The organism is Microtetraspora sp. AC03309 (assembly GCF_020826795.1).
Taxonomy (GTDB): domain Bacteria; phylum Actinomycetota; class Actinomycetes; order Streptosporangiales; family Streptosporangiaceae; genus Microtetraspora; species Microtetraspora glauca.
Genome location: NZ_JADDIL010000023.1, coordinates 41702 through 57078, shown reverse-complemented (window position 1 = coordinate 57078; position 15377 = coordinate 41702). Strand labels below are relative to the sequence as shown.

At 71.3% G+C, this 15377-nt stretch carries 14 protein-coding genes; 8 read left to right on the top strand and 6 right to left on the bottom strand.

Features of this window, described 5'->3' with window-relative positions; all coding sequences use genetic code 11:
* Window positions 1–37: 37 nt before the first annotated feature.
* Entirely contained in the window at window positions 38–781 is a 744-nt protein-coding gene (locus IMZ11_RS15975) for a hypothetical protein (protein ID WP_228642143.1), read from the top strand.
* Window positions 778–1758, top strand: a complete 981-nt coding sequence (locus IMZ11_RS15970; protein WP_228642141.1) for a hypothetical protein — start codon at window positions 778–780, stop codon at window positions 1756–1758. The genes IMZ11_RS15975 and IMZ11_RS15970 overlap by 4 nt, the downstream gene beginning before the upstream one ends.
* On the opposite strand, the gene IMZ11_RS15965 is transcribed toward IMZ11_RS15970, so the two are convergent.
* From IMZ11_RS15965 to IMZ11_RS15945, 5 genes are all read right to left on the bottom strand, one after another.
* The gene (locus IMZ11_RS15965; protein ID WP_228642139.1) at window positions 1748–2278 is read right to left on the bottom strand and encodes a methylated-DNA--[protein]-cysteine S-methyltransferase; all 531 of its coding nucleotides are present in this window, start codon (window positions 2276–2278) and stop codon (window positions 1748–1750) included. The two genes, IMZ11_RS15970 and IMZ11_RS15965, sit on opposite strands and share 11 nt — an antisense overlap.
* Window positions 2279–2300: 22 nt before the next feature.
* Complete coding sequence (locus tag IMZ11_RS15960) at window positions 2301–3779, bottom strand: AlkA N-terminal domain-containing protein (RefSeq protein ID WP_228642137.1); 1479 nt, start codon at window positions 3777–3779, stop codon at window positions 2301–2303.
* Window positions 3780–3849: 70 nt separating this feature from the next.
* Complete coding sequence (locus IMZ11_RS15955; RefSeq protein ID WP_228642135.1) at window positions 3850–4788, bottom strand: NYN domain-containing protein; 939 nt, start codon at window positions 4786–4788, stop codon at window positions 3850–3852.
* Window positions 4789–4889: 101 nt separating this feature from the next.
* Complete coding sequence (locus IMZ11_RS15950) at window positions 4890–5057, bottom strand: hypothetical protein (protein ID WP_374462277.1); 168 nt, start codon at window positions 5055–5057, stop codon at window positions 4890–4892.
* 68 nt (window positions 5058–5125) lie between these two features.
* Window positions 5126–6715 carry an acyl-CoA carboxylase subunit beta gene (locus IMZ11_RS15945; protein ID WP_228642130.1) on the bottom strand — a complete coding sequence of 530 codons (1590 nt, stop codon included), beginning with the start codon at window positions 6713–6715 and terminating at the stop codon, window positions 5126–5128.
* 66 nt (window positions 6716–6781) lie between these two features.
* Between IMZ11_RS15945 and IMZ11_RS15940 the strand changes: the two genes are divergently transcribed.
* The 3 genes from IMZ11_RS15940 (at window position 6782) to IMZ11_RS15930 (ending at window position 11844) form a co-directional block, all read left to right on the top strand.
* The gene (locus IMZ11_RS15940) at window positions 6782–7558 is read left to right on the top strand and encodes an ABC transporter ATP-binding protein (RefSeq protein ID WP_228642128.1); all 777 of its coding nucleotides are present in this window, start codon (window positions 6782–6784) and stop codon (window positions 7556–7558) included.
* Complete coding sequence (locus IMZ11_RS15935) at window positions 7534–9090, top strand: hypothetical protein (protein ID WP_228642126.1); 1557 nt, start codon at window positions 7534–7536, stop codon at window positions 9088–9090. The genes IMZ11_RS15940 and IMZ11_RS15935 overlap by 25 nt, the downstream gene beginning before the upstream one ends.
* A 117-nt stretch (window positions 9091–9207) precedes the next feature.
* A complete protein-coding gene (locus IMZ11_RS15930) occupies window positions 9208–11844 on the top strand; it encodes a phosphoenolpyruvate carboxylase (protein WP_228642124.1) in 2637 nt (878 codons plus the stop codon).
* A gap of 48 nt (window positions 11845–11892) precedes the next feature.
* Here IMZ11_RS15930 and fdhD read toward each other — a convergent pair whose 3' ends face one another.
* Window positions 11893–12759 carry a formate dehydrogenase accessory sulfurtransferase FdhD gene (gene fdhD / locus IMZ11_RS15925; RefSeq protein ID WP_228642122.1) on the bottom strand — a complete coding sequence of 289 codons (867 nt, stop codon included), beginning with the start codon at window positions 12757–12759 and terminating at the stop codon, window positions 11893–11895.
* A gap of 153 nt (window positions 12760–12912) precedes the next feature.
* On the opposite strand from fdhD, the gene IMZ11_RS15920 reads away from it, so the two are divergent.
* Genes IMZ11_RS15920 through IMZ11_RS15910 form a run of 3 tightly spaced genes read left to right on the top strand, consistent with a single transcriptional unit; the run spans window position 12913 to window position 15353 of the window.
* Complete coding sequence (locus tag IMZ11_RS15920; protein ID WP_228642111.1) at window positions 12913–13743, top strand: biotin--[acetyl-CoA-carboxylase] ligase; 831 nt, start codon at window positions 12913–12915, stop codon at window positions 13741–13743.
* 54 nt (window positions 13744–13797) lie between these two features.
* A complete protein-coding gene (locus tag IMZ11_RS15915; RefSeq protein ID WP_228642109.1) occupies window positions 13798–14310 on the top strand; it encodes a PH domain-containing protein in 513 nt (170 codons plus the stop codon).
* A gap of 17 nt (window positions 14311–14327) precedes the next feature.
* Complete coding sequence (locus IMZ11_RS15910; RefSeq protein ID WP_228642107.1) at window positions 14328–15353, top strand: adenylate/guanylate cyclase domain-containing protein; 1026 nt, start codon at window positions 14328–14330, stop codon at window positions 15351–15353.
* Window positions 15354–15377: the final 24 nt, after the last annotated feature.

Here is a 15377-nt window from a genome sequence, read left to right as displayed (position 1 = left end):
CGTGCCACCGGCGAGAGCCCTGTCACCGGCGAGAACCGTGCGAGCGGCGAGAACCGTGCGGGGCGACGCGGTGCTGAGGGGCGGCGTCCTGTGCGCCCTGCTGTGCGGCCTCCTCGCGGCGGGATGCGGATCCTCCGGGAGAGAACCGATCTTCGCCCCCGGAGGCACGGGCACGCTCGCGGGCGGGTCCACCGGCCGGGGTACCGCCGACGCCGTACGGGGGACGCCGTCCGCCACCCCCCTCCCGGCGGGGTCGCCGATCACTCCGGGGACCGAGGAGGTCTCGGCCGGGGACGGGCTGCGAGTCGAGATCGAGTGGCCCTCGGGAGTGAACCCCGGCGTGGCCGGAGCGCTGCGCATGTACGCCGAGAGCTACACCGCTCTGTGGCGGGCCGTCGTCAGCGGCGGGCAGGACGCCTCCTACCTCGCGAAGGTGGAGCCGGCGGCCGTCCGCGACATCGTGACCCGCCTGCGCGGGTTCTCCGACCGGAACCTGTCGGCGCGCGGCGTGGCCCGGCTGTACGCGCTGCGCGTCGATTCCGAGGTCACGATCGGCGACCGGATGGGCGTACGGGTGCTCGGCTGCGTGGACGAGTCGGGGATCCGGATGACCGACCCGGTGGGGAAGCCCGTCGCGAACCAGCCGGACTGGACCCGGCCGCCGTTGGCCGTCTACCTGTGGGTCGGTGTGGTCGGCCGGGACGAAGGCGGTGTCTGGCGGATCAACACGTTCCGCATCGCCACCTACCCTGCCGCGCCCGCGAAGGAGTGTGCCCGATGAGACCGATCGCCGCCCTGCTCACACCTCTGCTCGGGCCACTGCTCGCGTCCCTGGTCATGGCGCCGACGCCGGGTCCGGGCCGGCCGACCGCGGAGGGATTCCAGGAGGGCAAGACCGCCGGGGTACGGCTGATGAACTCCTCCATCGTGCTCTCCGGCAACGGCCTCGGCGGCAAGGGCGCGAAGGGCGACGGTTACCGGATTCCGCGCCCCTGCTGGTACGAGCCGTACAAGAACGCCGAGGAGATGCTGCGTGAGGAGGACGCGACGTTGCGCCACGCGTTCCGCGCCGACCCCGACCTCGCCGACGCCAGCGCGAACAGCCAGCAGTACACGAATGATCTCCTCCAGAAATATCGCGACAAAATGGGGCAACCGGGCCGCTGGTGGCGTGCCGCGTACAACGCCGGCGATCAGAACGGGGTGGTCTGCTCGGCCGCGCTGGCCGCCGCCGTCTGGGTTCCGGACGGGGCCGCCCCACCCCCGGGCGGGATCACCGCCGACGAGCTCCGGCAGATCGCCAGGGCCGCGCTGACCGTGCCCGATCCGCAGGTCAAGCTCAGCCCGGACGCCAGGAGCTTCGTCAACCTGCCCACCTGGATCTGGTTGGAGGGCGGAACGCAGGAGCCGCGCTCGGTGACCGCGACCCTGCCGGGGTTCATGAGCGTCACGGTCACCGCCACTCCCAAGGACGTGGAGATCGACCCGGGCACCACGTCGGACCGCGCCGAGGTGCGCGAGAACTGCGGAGCCGCCGGGCGTCCCTACACCAAGGGCGGGACCTTCACCTGCGGCGTCCGCTATCTCAGGGCCTCGATCGACCAGTCGCGCGACGTCTACACGCTCACCGTCACCTCCGTGTGGCAGGTCGTCAGCACCGACGACCAGGGAGGCCAGCCGTTCCCGTTCGACCCGATCCGGGCCACCGTCACCCGAGACGTCCCCGTCGGAGAGGTGCAGTCCGTCGTCACGGGGTGACAAGGGCCGGGCGGCGCCCTTCGTGGGCGAGCAGCCACTCCTTCACCGGGACGCCGTAGTAGTAGCCGCCGAACCCGCCCGTCGTGGGCAGAACGCGGTGACATGGGACGAACGGCGCGATCAAGTTCTGCGCGCACGCCGACCCCGCCGCCCGGGCCGCCGTCCTGGGCAGCCCCGCCATCTCCGCCAGCCTGCCGTACGACACCGTGGTCCCGGCACGCACGCCGCGCAGCGCCGTGTACAGCCGCTGCCGGGTCTCCGTTCCGGGTTGCTCCACGGGGACGCGGTCCAGTGCGTCGAGGTCGCCGTCCAGATAGTCCCGTACGGCCTGCGCGATGTCGCCGAGGTCACCCTCGACCAGCGGCAGCGCCCGGAGCGCGGCGGGAAGCCGGACGAACTGCTCCTGCGGGTCGGCGCTGAATCCGGCGGCCACGACGACCCCGTCATGGGCGAGGACGGTCACCGGGCCCACCGGAGTGGGCAGGATCTGGGTAGTGATCATGGTGATCGCGGCCGCCACATGGGCTCGCCGCTCCCTCCTATCAGGCGTTGTGTCCGGTCTTTCCAGGGGTGGCGTTCCACAGGTGCAGCGCGGCGTAGGCCCGCCAGGGCCGCCACCGCTCGACATGTTCGGCAGGGATGCCCAGGCACTGCATGGTCTTCTTCAGCACCAGGTCGCCGCCGGGCCACGCGTCGGGGTCGCCGAGGGCGCGCAGCGCGATGTAGCTCGTGGTCCACGGTCCGATGCCCGGGATCCGGAGCAGCTTGGCCACCGTCTCCGGGACGTCCTCGGCTCCGTCCAGGTCGATCAGCCCGCCGGCGACCGCCTCGGCGACCGCGCGCAGCGTCTCGACGCGGCGGTTGGTCAGCCCGAGCCCGGTCAGGTCGGCTCCGGCGAGTTGGTCCGCCGTGGGGAAGAGCAGGGTGACCGGTGCGGCCTCGCCGTCGGGCACCGTTACGGCCGTGCCGGCTCTGGCGGCGATGCGGCCGAGGAGCGTCCGGGCTCCGGCGACCGAGATCTGCTGCCCCACGACCGCGCGTACGGCCAGCTCGAACCCGTCGAACGCGCCGGGCACGCGCAGCCCGGGACGCGCCGCGACGAGCGGCTCGAGCGACGTCGCGCCGAGGACCGAGGCGATGGCCTCGGGGTCGGCGTCCAGGTCGAGCAGGCGGCGGCATCGCGCCACGATCCTGGCCAGCTGCCGGGTGTCCCCGGTACGCACGGTGAGCCGGATGTGGTCCCGCGCGGGCGCCAGCGTGAACCACCCGCCGGGGATCGCCCTGCTGTAGGTGGCGTCCTCGATCGCGTCGGCCGTGACGAACTCGGTGCCGGGGATCGCACGGGCGGAGAGGAAGCGGAGCAGGGCCGCCGCGTCGTAGGGCCCGCGGTAGTGCAGCCGCAGGGTCAGGCCGTGCGCGGCGAGGAGCGGCCCGCCGGCGCCGCCCGCCGGCCCGGCGGCCTTCCTGAGGTCTCCGGGGGCGAAGCCGTACGACTCCTTCATGGCGGCGTTGAACTGGCGCACGCTGCCGAACCCCGCGGCGAACGCGACATCGGCGATCGGCAGGTGGGTCTCGGTGAGGAGCTGCTTGGCCAGCAGCAACCGCCTGGTCCTGGCGACGGCGAGCGGCCCGGTCCCCAGCTCGGCGACGAACAGCCGGTGGAGGTGACGTTCTGTCACGTTGAGCCGCCGCGCGAGGCCGCTGACGCCGTGGTCGTCGGCCTCGCCGTCCCCGATCAGGCGCAGCGCCCGCCCGACGAGGTCCGCGCGTACGTCCCAGCCGGGGGCGCCGGGGCTCAGCTCCGGGCGGCATCGGCGGCAGGGCCGGAATCCGGCGGCCTCGGCACTGGCCGCGTGCCGGTAGAAACGGACGTTCTTCCGGGCCGGGGTGCGCGCCGGGCACACCGGGCGGCAGTAGATGCCCGTGGAGGTGACCGCCGTGTAGAAGCGCCCGTCGAACCGGGAGTCGCGGGCGGACACCGCCACGTAGCACGAGTTGAAGTCCAGCTCTCGCGTGCTCACGTATTCGACGTTATGCCCTGCCCGGACCCTCCTGCTGGCGGGAATCGGACCTCACCACGCCGGCCGGCCCTCACTTGCTGGAGATGCCGACCCCGAGGTCGAACTCGCGGTAGACCCTGGCCCAGAAGCCGTCGCGCAGCCACACCCTCGCCTCCGGATAGGGGCGCAGCGAGTGGCCCAGCTCCTTCTCCGCCTCGATCAGCAGTTCGGTGTCGATGACGGTCGGCAGGATGGGCCCGGGAAGCAGATCCCTGATGTTGTCGCGGCCGCGGGTCAGTATCCACTTCTGCGCGACATGTTCGCCGACCTCCTCGACGTGCGGTCGTCCGGGGCCCAGCTTGGTGATCTGCCCGACGGGTGCCTTCGGCGGCATCGGCTTGACGGTGCGGCCGGCGAAGACCTGCGCCGGGGACGGCGCGGGCGTGACGGGAACCGGGACGGGCGCTCGGTTGAAATAGGGACGCAGGAAATCGGCGCTCAGAATCTCGACAGTGTCCGACTCCCACACCAGCCGCTCCGCCTGGTTGGTGCCGAACGGCGGCTCCACCCCCCAAAGATGCACACGGACGCCGTACGCCTGCGCGGCCTCCACGGCGGGAACCATGTCCTCGTCACCCGCGATCAGCACGGTGTCGCTGACGGCGTGATGCCGGGCGAGGGCTTCCAGGTCGCTGCGGATCTGGGCGTCCACGCCTTTCTGCTGGCCGCGAGCGTTCAGGTTGCCAAGCCGTACCTTCACCCAGGGAAGCTGGGCGATCACGCGCTGGTCGACCGTCGGAACCCGGTCGCGTGCGGCGTCGTACCAATAGACACGGAGCAACTCGCCGGGAATGCGCTCCATCGCGTGCTTCTGCAGCGACTGGATGAGCTCATCCGCGGCGACGCGGTACTCCTTGCGCTCCTTCGCCCCCAGCAGGACTTCGCCGGCCGCGGCGTAAAGGTAGCCGACGTCCACGAGGACCGCGTACTTGGCAGCCATGCTGTGTGCGGTGAGGTCCGGGATGGCCATGTCGTCCTCCAGGACTCGTCACTAGATGATCGGCTGACTATATCTCCCCCTTTTCTAGATACTCCCAACTCTTGAGCGTGTTGACACCCTGTTCCGCTGATCTAATGCCGAAGCATGGGCGAACGCCATGCCCCAGGACCGTGCGCGAGTCCCCTCCGCATCCCATGTGCGGGGTTTGCCCATTTCTTACGTACGGGTTCGGTGGAAGGCCCGGGAACGCCTCCTCCGGAGACGGACTCGTGGGCGCGCGCGGCGAGGAGGACGGCCACGAGCGCGGCGACCTCCTCCGGGGTCGGGTCACCGCGGACGATCTCGACGCGGGGCGTCTCCGGCGTCGTCACAGGGGGATGTTCCCGTGCTTCTTGGGCGGCAGCGTCGCCCGCTTGTTGCGGAGGGCGCGCAGAGCTCTGATGATCTGGATCCGGGTTTCGGACGGCCTGATCACCGCGTCCACGTAGCCGCGTTCCGCCGCCAGATAGGGGTTGGCCAGCATGTCCTCGTACTCGCTGACGAACGTGGCGCGCGCCGCCTCGGCGTCCTCGGCGGCGGCCAGTTCGCGCCGGTAGAGGATGTTGACCGCCCCCTGGGCGCCCATCACCGCGATCTGCGCCGTGGGCCAGGCGAGGTTGACGTCCGCGCCGAGATGCTTGGATCCCATGACGTCGTACGCCCCGCCGTACGCCTTGCGGGTGATGACCGTGACCAGCGGCACCGTGGCCTCCGCGTACGCGTAGAGGAGTTTCGCCCCGCGCCTGATGATTCCGTTCCATTCCTGGTCGGTACCTGGTAGGAATCCAGGAACATCAACAAATGTCAGGACTGGAATATTGAAGGCATCGCAAGTCCGGACAAAACGTGCGGCTTTCTCGGATGCCGCGATGTCCAGCGTTCCGGCGAAACTCATCGGCTGGTTCGCGACCACGCCGACGGAACGCCCTTCGGCCCGTCCGAAACCCACCACGATGTTCGGCGCGAAGCCCGCGTGGACCTCCAGGAACTCGCCGTCGTCCAGGATGCGCTCGACCACCGAGCGCATGTCGTACGGCTGGTTCGCCGAGTCGGGGATGACGGTGTCGAGTTCGACGTCCTCGGGGGTGACCTCCATCGGCGCGTCGGCGTCGTGGACCGGGGCGTCGTCCATGTTGTTGGACGGCAGGTAGGACAGCAGCGCCCGGGCGAAATCCAGGCAGTCCTCCTCGTCCGCGGCCTCGTAGTGGGCGACACCGGACTTCGACCCGTGCGCGTGCGCGCCGCCGAGTTCCTCGAACGTCACCTCCTCGCCGGTCACGGTCCTGATGACGTCCGGGCCGGTGATGAACATGTGCGACTTCTCCCGCACCATCAGGACGAAGTCCGTCAGGGCGGGGGAGTAGACCGCGCCACCCGCGCACGGGCCCATGATCAGGGAGATCTGCGGGATCACGCCCGACGCGTGCACGTTGCGCTTGAAGATCTCGGCGTACAGGCCGAGGGAGACGACGCCCTCCTGGATCCGCGCGCCGCCCGAGTCGTTGATGCCGACCACCGGACAGCCGGTCTTGAGCGCGTGGTCCATGACCTTGACGATCTTCTCGCCGAAGACCTCGCCCAGGGAGCCGCCGAACACCGTGAAGTCCTGCGCGAACACCGCCACGGGGCGGCCGTCGACGGTTCCGTGGCCGGTGACCACGCCGTCGCCGTACGGCCGCTCGCGGTCGAGGCCGAAGCTCGTCGACCGGTGCCTGGCCATGGTGTCGAACTCGACGAACGAGTCCTCGTCGAGCAGGGCGCGCACCCGCTCCCTGGCGGTCATCTTGCCCTTGGCGTGTTGTCTCTCGACCGCCCTGGCCGAACCGGCGTGGGCGGCCTCGTGCCGGCGACGCTCCAGGTCGGCGATCTTGCCTGCGGTCGTGTGGATATCGATCTCGGGTACCCGTTCCGCGGTCATGTTCTGCAGGGTAACCAGGCGCCGGGGGAGGCCCGCGACTCTGGGCCGTCTGGCAGAGTTGACGGCATGGTTGAGGGAAAGCCCGAGGCGGTGCGCACCCAAGGGTTGTTCAAGAGATTCGGTCAGCAGATCGCCGTCGCCGGCGTCGACCTCATCGTGCCGAGGGGCAGCTTCGCCGGGCTGGTCGGGCCCAACGGCGCGGGTAAGACCACCACCCTCAGCATGGTCACCGGCCTGCTGCGGCCGGACGCCGGCGTGATCGAGATCAACGGCCACGGCGTGTGGAGCGATCCGGTGAAGGTCAAGTCGCGCATCGGCGTGCTCCCCGAGGGGCTGCGCCTGTTCGAGCGGCTCTCCGGCCGGGAGCTCCTGCTGTACAACGGCCAGCTCAGGGGCATCCCGCGAGACGAGGTCGAGCGCCGGGCCGACGAGCTGCTCCGGGTCATGGATCTGGTCGAGGCACAGGACAAGCTGGTCGTCGACTACTCCACCGGCATGCGCAAGAAGATCGGCCTGGCCGCCGCGCTGCTGCACAACCCCGACGTGCTCTTCCTCGACGAGCCGTTCGAGGGCGTCGACCCGGTCTCGGCCAACACGCTGGTCGAGGTCCTCCAGCGATACACCTCGTCCGGCTCCACGGTCGTCTTCTCCAGCCACGTCATGGACCTCGTCGAGCGGCTCTGCGACTGGGTCTCCGTGATGAGCCGGGGCAGCATCGTGGCCCAGGGCCCCATCGACTCCATCCGGCGCGGCCGTACTCTCAACGAGGCGTTCCTCGACCTGGTCGGCGTGCGCGGCGGAGGGGAGGAGGGGCTGTCGTGGTTGGGCTCTTCGTCCGTCTGAAGCTGCGGCTGATCCGGGGCAACCTGCACGGCGACACGATCAAGCAGGTCGGCTTCGTCTTCACGAGCCTGGCCGCCCTCGCCTGCGCCATCGTGGGGTTCACCCTTTTCGCCCTGCTGCGGCTGGCTGACCCCGGCGTCGCGGCGGACATCGGGATCGTGGCGTTCACGGTGTTCACCATCGCGTGGATCTTCGTCCCGTTGCTGGCCTTCGGCCTGGACGAGACGCTCGACCCGTCCCGGCTGGCGCTGTTCCCGCTCACCACCCGGCAGATGGCGACCGGCCTGTTCGCCGCGTCCGCGGCCGGGCCCTGGCCGCTCGCCTCGCTGATCGTGCTCGCGGGCGCGGTCGCCGGCCTCGCCTCCGAGCCGGGCGGCGTGCTGATCGGCGTCGTCGCCGTCGTGCTGCAGTTCTCCCTGTGCCTGGTCGCCTCCCGCGCCGTCACCACCGCGCTGTCCGCCTCGCTGCGCAGCCGCCGCGGGCGGGACGCGCTCGCCGTGGGCGCCGTGCTCGTCATCCTCCTGTTCCAGCTCCCCGGGCTGCTCGCCAACCAGGGCTTCTCCGGCGACCCCGCGGAGATGGTGGACGCCGCCGCCTCGGTGCTGCGCTGGGCACCGCCCGGGATGGCGGCCCACGCGATCGTCGACGGCGGGATCGCCGGTCTCGGCGAGCTCGTGATCGTCGCGCTGACGGTCGCCGTGCTCGCCTGGTTGTGGATCGTCGCGCTGCGCAGGGCCCTCGTCACGCCCGACTCCTCCAGCCAGAGCGGCGGCTCGGTACGCCGTTCGCGCCTCGGCGGACTCCTGCCGCGGGGGATGCTCGGCGCGGTCGTCGCCAAGGAGCTCAAGTACGCGAGGCGGGAGCCGCGCGGCCGGGTCGTCTGGTTCACATCGGTCGCGGTGACCGGCGTCCTCATGCTCTCGCTTCGCGGGCCGGACGGCTGGAGCGGACCCGTGTTCGTGATCGGCCCGGCGTGCCTGGCCGCGATGATGATCGGGATGCAGGCGGCCAACGCCTACGGCATCGACGGCCGTTCCCTCTGGATGAACGCGGTCGCGTTCGCCACGGAGCGCGACGTGCGCACCGACCTCGCCGGCCGGCACCTGGCGGTCGCCATCATCGCGGTGCCGCTGCTGCTGGTGCTCTCCGTCGTCTCGTCCGTCGTCGCGGGCGAGCCGGTCTGGGCCGTGCCCGCCGTGCTCAGCGCGTGGGGCGTGCTCGGGGTCGGCCTCGGTGTGGGAGCGGTGACCAGCGTGATCCTCCCCTACACCTTCCCCGACCGGCTCAACGCCTTCAGCGGGGCGGCCCCGGGACAGGGCGGCGAGGCGTTCCTCGGCTCGTTCGGGGCGATGCTGGGCACCAGCGTGATCGCGCTTCCGGTGTTCCTGCCGGTCCTGTTCGGCCTCACGTGGGCGAGCGCGCTGGCCGTGCCGTACGGGTTCCTGGCCGCGTGGGGCGGCCGCAGGCTCGGCGGCATGATCGGAAACAACCGCCTCCCGGACATCATCGCGGCGGTGTCCCGCCCGACCTGACAGGTGAGGCCGCATAAGGCCTGGTGAAAGGTCCGATGAGCGGTCCAGACAAGTGGTCTAGTCCAATTGGTGAGACCGATATCCGACGCTGTGACCCAAGTCGCTAGTCTTCGAAACATGGCCGCCATCGCTCCTGCTGAACGACACAGTGCCGTCACGGAGATGCCTGATGAGCTCCGTGCGGACGTCCGTCTCCTGGGTGGACTCCTGGGTCAGGTGATCGCCGAACACGGCGGTCCCGACCTCCTCGCCGACGTCGAACGCCTGCGCAAAGCGGTGATCGGCGCACGGCGCGGCGACACGACGGCCGACAAGGTCGCCGCCCTCGTCGCCGAGTGGCCCATCGACCGCGCGGTGCAGATCGCGCGGGCGTTCACCTGCTACTTCCACCTGGCCAACCTCGCCGAGGAGCACTACCGCATCCGCATCCTCCGGCAGCGGGACCGGGACGACGTCCCCCTCAGGGAGTCGCTCGCGGAGGCCGTGCAGGAACTGCGCGGTGACGAGCGGCCCGCCGACCTGGTCGGCGGGCTGGAATACCGTCCCGTGCTCACCGCCCACCCGACAGAGGCGCGGCGGCGGGCCGTCGTCACCGCGATCCAGCGGATCAGCGGCCGGCTCGACGCGTACAACGCCCCGGGCAGGGGAGCGGGCGAGCGCGAGGAGGCCCACCGGCGGCTGCTGGAGGAGATCGACCTGCTCTGGCGGACCGCGCAGCTCCGCTCGACGAAGCTGGACCCGCTCGACGAGGTCCGCACCGCCATGGCGGCCTTCGACGAGACGCTCTTCCGCACCGTGCCGCTGATCTACCGTTCGCTGGACGCGGCGCTCGAACCGGGCACCGGTACGCGCCAGCCGTTGGCCAAGGCGTACATCCGGTACGGAAGCTGGATCGGCGGCGACCGCGACGGCAACCCGAACGTGACGTCCAAGGTGACCCGCGAGGCCGTCCTGATCCAGTCCGAGCACGTGCTCACCGCGCTGGAGAACGCCACCACCCGGATCGGCCGCACGATGACCGCGGGCGCCATGGACACGCCGCCGTCGGCCGAACTGCGGGCCGCGCTCGCCCGCGCCACCGGCGACTTCCCGGACATGGTGTCGGAGATGGCCACCCGCTCGCCGCAGGAGCCGCACCGCCAGTGGCTGCTCTACGTCGCCACACGCGTCGCGGCCACGCGGCGCCGCGACCTGGACCTGGCCTACCGCTCGCCGGACGAGCTGCTCGACGACCTCAGACTCGTACAGGAGTCCCTGCGCGGGGCCGGCGCCGTACGGCAGGCGTACGGCGAGCTGCAGCACCTGATCTGGCAGGTGGAGACCTTCGGGTTCCACCTGGCCGAGCTGGAGGTGCGCCAGCACTCGCAGGTCCACGCGGCGACCCTGGAGGAGATCGCCTCGGGCACGCTCTCCGAGCGCGGCGAGGAGGTCCTCGCCACGATCCGGACGATCGCCTGGATCCAGGAGCGGTTCGGCGTGACCGCCTGCTCCCGCTACGTCGTGTCGTTCACCCGGTCGGCCGACGACATCGCGGCCGTCTACGAGCTGGCCAGGCACGCGCTCGGCGACCGGGCCCCGGTCCTGGACGTCGTGCCGCTGTTCGAGTCGGGTGAGGACCTGGACAACTCGTCCGACGTGCTCACGGGCATGGTCGAGCTCGAACCGGTACGCCGGAGGCTCGCCGCCAACGGCCGCAGGCTGGAGGTCATGCTCGGATACTCCGACTCGGCCAAGGAACTCGGCCCGGCCGCCGCGACGCTGCGCCTGTACGACGCGCAGGCCGCGCTGACCGCGTGGGCCGAGGCCAACGACGTCCGCCTCACGCTCTTCCACGGCCGGGGCGGCGCCCTCGGCCGGGGCGGCGGCCCGGCCAACCGGGCGGTGCTCGCCCAGGCTCCGGGTTCGGTCGCGGGTCGGTTCAAGGTCACCGAGCAGGGCGAGGTCATCTTCGCCCGCTACGGGCACTCCGCCATCGCCCGCCGCCACATCGAGCAGGTCACCAACGCCGTCCTGCTCGCCTCCACGCCCATGGTCGAGTCGCGTACGGCCGCCGCGGCGGCGAAGTTCCGCACGCTGGCCGAGCAGGTGGCGTCGGCGTCGGAGAGTGCCTATCGCGCGCTGACCGAGGCGCCGGGCTTCGCCGAGTGGTTCGCGCTGGTCAGCCCCCTTGAGGAGATCGGCTCGCTGCGGCTCGGGTCGCGTCCGGCCCGCCGCGGGCTCGGCGCGCCCCGGTCCCTGGACGACCTGCGGGCCATCCCGTGGGTGTTCGCCTGGGCCCAGACCCGGGTCAACCTCCCCGGCTGGTACGGCCTGGGCAGCGGGCTGGCCGCGGTCGTCTCCGGCGGCGGACTGGCCGAGCTGCGATCGGCCTACCGGGAGTGGCCGCTGTTCGCCTCGCTGCTGGACAACGTGGAGATGTCGCTGGCCAAGACCGACCGGGCGATCGCCTCGCGCTACCTCGCGCTGGGCGGCAGGGAGGACTTCGTCGAGCAGGTGCTCACGGAGTACGACCTCACCAGGAAGCTGGTCCTTGAGATCACCGGGCATTCCCGGCTGCTGGAGAACCGCCGGGTCCTGTCCCGGGCGGTGCAGCTGCGCGACCCCTACGTGGACGCGCTCAGCCACCTCCAGCTCCGCGCGCTGTCGGCGCTGCGCGCGGACGGCGACCTGTCCGAGGGGGAGCGGGATCGCCTCTCCACGCTGCTGCTGCTCTCCGTGAACGGCGTGGCGGCCGGCCTGCAGAACACCGGCTGACCGTCAGCCCGGAGCCCTCGCCCCGGATCACCGCCCCGGCCGTACGGGCTAGGTGGTGATCCGGTCGGCGCCGGAGTAGACGTTGAACCGCTCGTCGCGCAGGAAGCCGACGAGGGTCATGCCGAACTCGCGGGCCAGGTCGACGGCGAGCGACGAGGGCGCGGAGACCGCGCAGACGACCTGGACGCCCGCGGTCAGGGCCTTCTGCATGATCTCGTAGCTCGATCGCCCGCTGACCAGCAGGACGTGCTCGCCCAGCGGCAGCCGGCGGTCCAGCAGCGCCCAGCCGACCAGCTTGTCCACGGCGTTGTGCCGTCCCACGTCCTCGCGGGCCGCGACCAGGGTGCCGTCGGGTGTGAACAGGCCCGCCGCGTGCAGCCCGCCGGTGCGCCCGAACACACCCTGTGCCTCCCTGAGCCGGGACGGCAGTCCGTACAGGACCTCGGCGGAGACGGTGAGGTCCGGGGAGGCGGCGAGGGGCGCGCAACGGCCGCGGAGCGCGTCGAGGCTCGCCGTACCGCAGACCCCGCAGGCGCTCGACGTCATGAAATGCCGCTCAAGCTGAGATATGTCCGGCAGGGTCTGGGCGGCCAGCCGGACGGTCACGGTGTTGTAGCGGGCCTCCGGTTCGATGTCCTCGTCGGTGCAGTAGCCGATGGCCGCGATGTCCCCGGTCCCGACGACGCCCTCGCCGTGCAGGAACCCGGCGGCCAGCTCGAAGTCCGCGCCCGGCGTCCGCATCGTGATCGCGATGGTGCGGCTCTCGCCTCCGGCGGTCAGCCGGATCTCCAGCGGCTCCTCGGTGGCGAGGTCGTCCCGCCGGTCCCGCACGCCGGAGCCGGACACGTGGCGGACACGGGTCCTGGTGACCGGTCCGGGGCGGGTCGTACGGCTGTCGCCCGATTGCAAGGTCACGATCTCATTTTCACTGGTCGGAGGGGACGGGCGGAAACCGCGATCGTGCGGAAGGGCTCGCGTTCCGGTGCCCGGGTGCGTGTTCAGGGTACGCCCGGCCGGCCTCCGGGGACCCCGCGGCGGGGGGAGAGGCGAGGCCGATAGCCTGAAGAGATGCCGGACTCGCCCTTCACCGACCTCGATCGGCCGCCGCTGTCCGAGAAGGCGCTGCGAAAGGCCCTGATCCGTCCCGGATCGCTCTGGTCCGAGATCACGGTGGTCGAGGAGACGGGGTCCACGAACGCCGACCTCGCCGAGGAGGCCTGCGGCGGCGCTCCGGAGGGCGCTGTCCTCGTCGCCGAGTCCCAGGTCGCGGGCAGGGGACGGCTCGGCCGCGTGTGGTCGGCCCCGCCGCGCTCGGGGCTGGCCGTCTCGATGCTGTTCCGGCCCGGCGCCGCGGCGGCTCGCCCGGCCCGGCTGGGCTGGCTGCCGCTGCTGGTCGGTGTCGCCGCCGCGTCGGCGGTACGGCGCGTGGCGGAGGTGGACGTCCGGCTGAAGTGGCCCAACGACATGCTCGTCGGCGAGCGCAAGCTGGCCGGGATCCTCGCGGAGCGGGTGGAGGGCGGCATCGTCGTGGGCATGGGGCTCAACGTCTCCTTGCGGCCGGACGAGCTGCCCGTCGAGCGGGCGACCTCGCTGGCCGTGGAGAAGGCCGCGTGCGTCGACCGCGACCCGCTGCTCCGCGCCGTGCTCCGGGAGATCGAGACGCACTACCGCGAGTGGGTCTCCGCGGGCGGCGATCCGGACGCCTGCGGCCTGCGCGCCGCGTACCTCGCCTCGTGCGCGACGATCGGGCAGGAGGTCAGGGTGGAGCTGCCGGGCGACCGGACGCTGACCGGGGTCGCCACCGGCGTGGACGCGTCCGGCTGCCTGCTCGTGCGCTCGGGCCGCGAGGAGCACACGCTGAGCGCGGGTGACGTGGTCCACGTACGGCCGGCCGTATGACACCTTGGCGGTGACCGTCGCGCGGCGGGGTGCGAACGTGCCACGATTTGCCGCATGGGTCTCCCTGAACACCATTTGACTGAGGGCGAGCGCATCGTGCACTCGTTTCACCCTCACTGGAAGCGGCTCATCGTTCCCTTCCTCGCGTTCGTCCTCGTCGTGGCCGTCTCCAGCGCCGCGATCTACTTCATTCCCAACGACTACACCTATTCCGGGTACGCCAGGATCGCGGTGGCCGTGGTCGCCGTCGTCGCCCTGACATTGTGGACGTTTATCCCCTACCTGCGGTGGAAGACCACGTCGTACACCTTGACGTCGCACCGTTTCGCCATCAGCACCGGCATCCTGAACAAGTCGGACGACGACATCCCGTTGGCGAAGGTCAACAGTGTCAGCTCGGACCAGAAGTTCATCGAGCGGATCCTCGGATGCGGGACGCTCCGGGTCGAGTCGGCCTCGGAGAAGGGCGAGATCGACTATCTGGACATCCCGAAGATCCAGCTGGTCCGCCAGGAGCTGTTCCGCCTGGTGGAGGATGCCTCCGACGGGAACATCGACGGCAAGTAGGCCGGCAGGAGGGGAAGGTGGCCACACGGCGTCCCACCGCTGAGGACATCCGGCGACTGTTCCTCGGCTCGCCGCCCCGCTACACCCGTCGCGAGGTGGCCGCCGCGGCGGGCCTCCCGCAGGACGTCACCGGCCGGATCTGGCGCGCGCTGGGCTTCGCCACGCTCGCCGACGACGCGGTGGCGTTCAACGACGGCGACGTCGACGCGCTGCGCCGGATCAAGGCCATGCTGGACACCGGCCTTCTGGACGAGCGGGCGATCGTCCGGATGGCGCGGGCGCTCGGCCGTACGACGTCGCGGCTCGCCGAGTGGCAGGCGGAGATCATGATCGGCGCGGTCCTCGACCCGCAGACGCGGCCGAGCGACGAGGACCTCGCCCGATCGATGACCATCGCGGCCCAGTTCCTGCCGGACTTCGAGCAGACGCTGGTCCACGTGTGGCGGGCGCAGCTCGCCGCCACCGCGAGCCGCCTGCTCGCCCTCGCCGAGCTCGCGGACGAGCGGCCGACGGCGTCGCGCATGTCGCTGGCCGTGGGGTTCGCCGACCTGGTGTCGTTCACGGCGTTCTCCCGGCAACTGGACGAGTTCGCCCTGGCCGATCTGGTGGAGGGGTTCGAGGCGCGTACCTCCGACGTCATCGCGTCGCACGGCGGGCGGCTCGTCAAGACCCTCGGCGACGAGGTGCTGTTCACCGCGCCCGTCCCGGCGACGGCGGCGCGGATCGCGCTCGACCTGGTCGACGAGCTCAAGCGGTCCATCGGGCGGGGCGCGGAGGGGCCCGACGTACGGATCGGCCTCTCCTACGGCCCGGTGCTTCCGGTGATGGGCGACGTGTTCGGCACCACGGTCAACCTCGCGGCCCGGTTGACCGCCATCGCGCGGCCGGGGGCGATCCTCGCCGACAGCGAGATGGCCCAGGGGCTGGAGGGCGCGGCGGGGGTCGAGGTGATGCGGATCCGCCGCCGACCGGCTCGTGGCCTGGGGCTCGTCCAGCCGTACGTCGTTCGCCGTAGCTCTTCCGCCACGGGGACGGGCGCTTGACGTGCCCAGGTGTCATGAAAAACT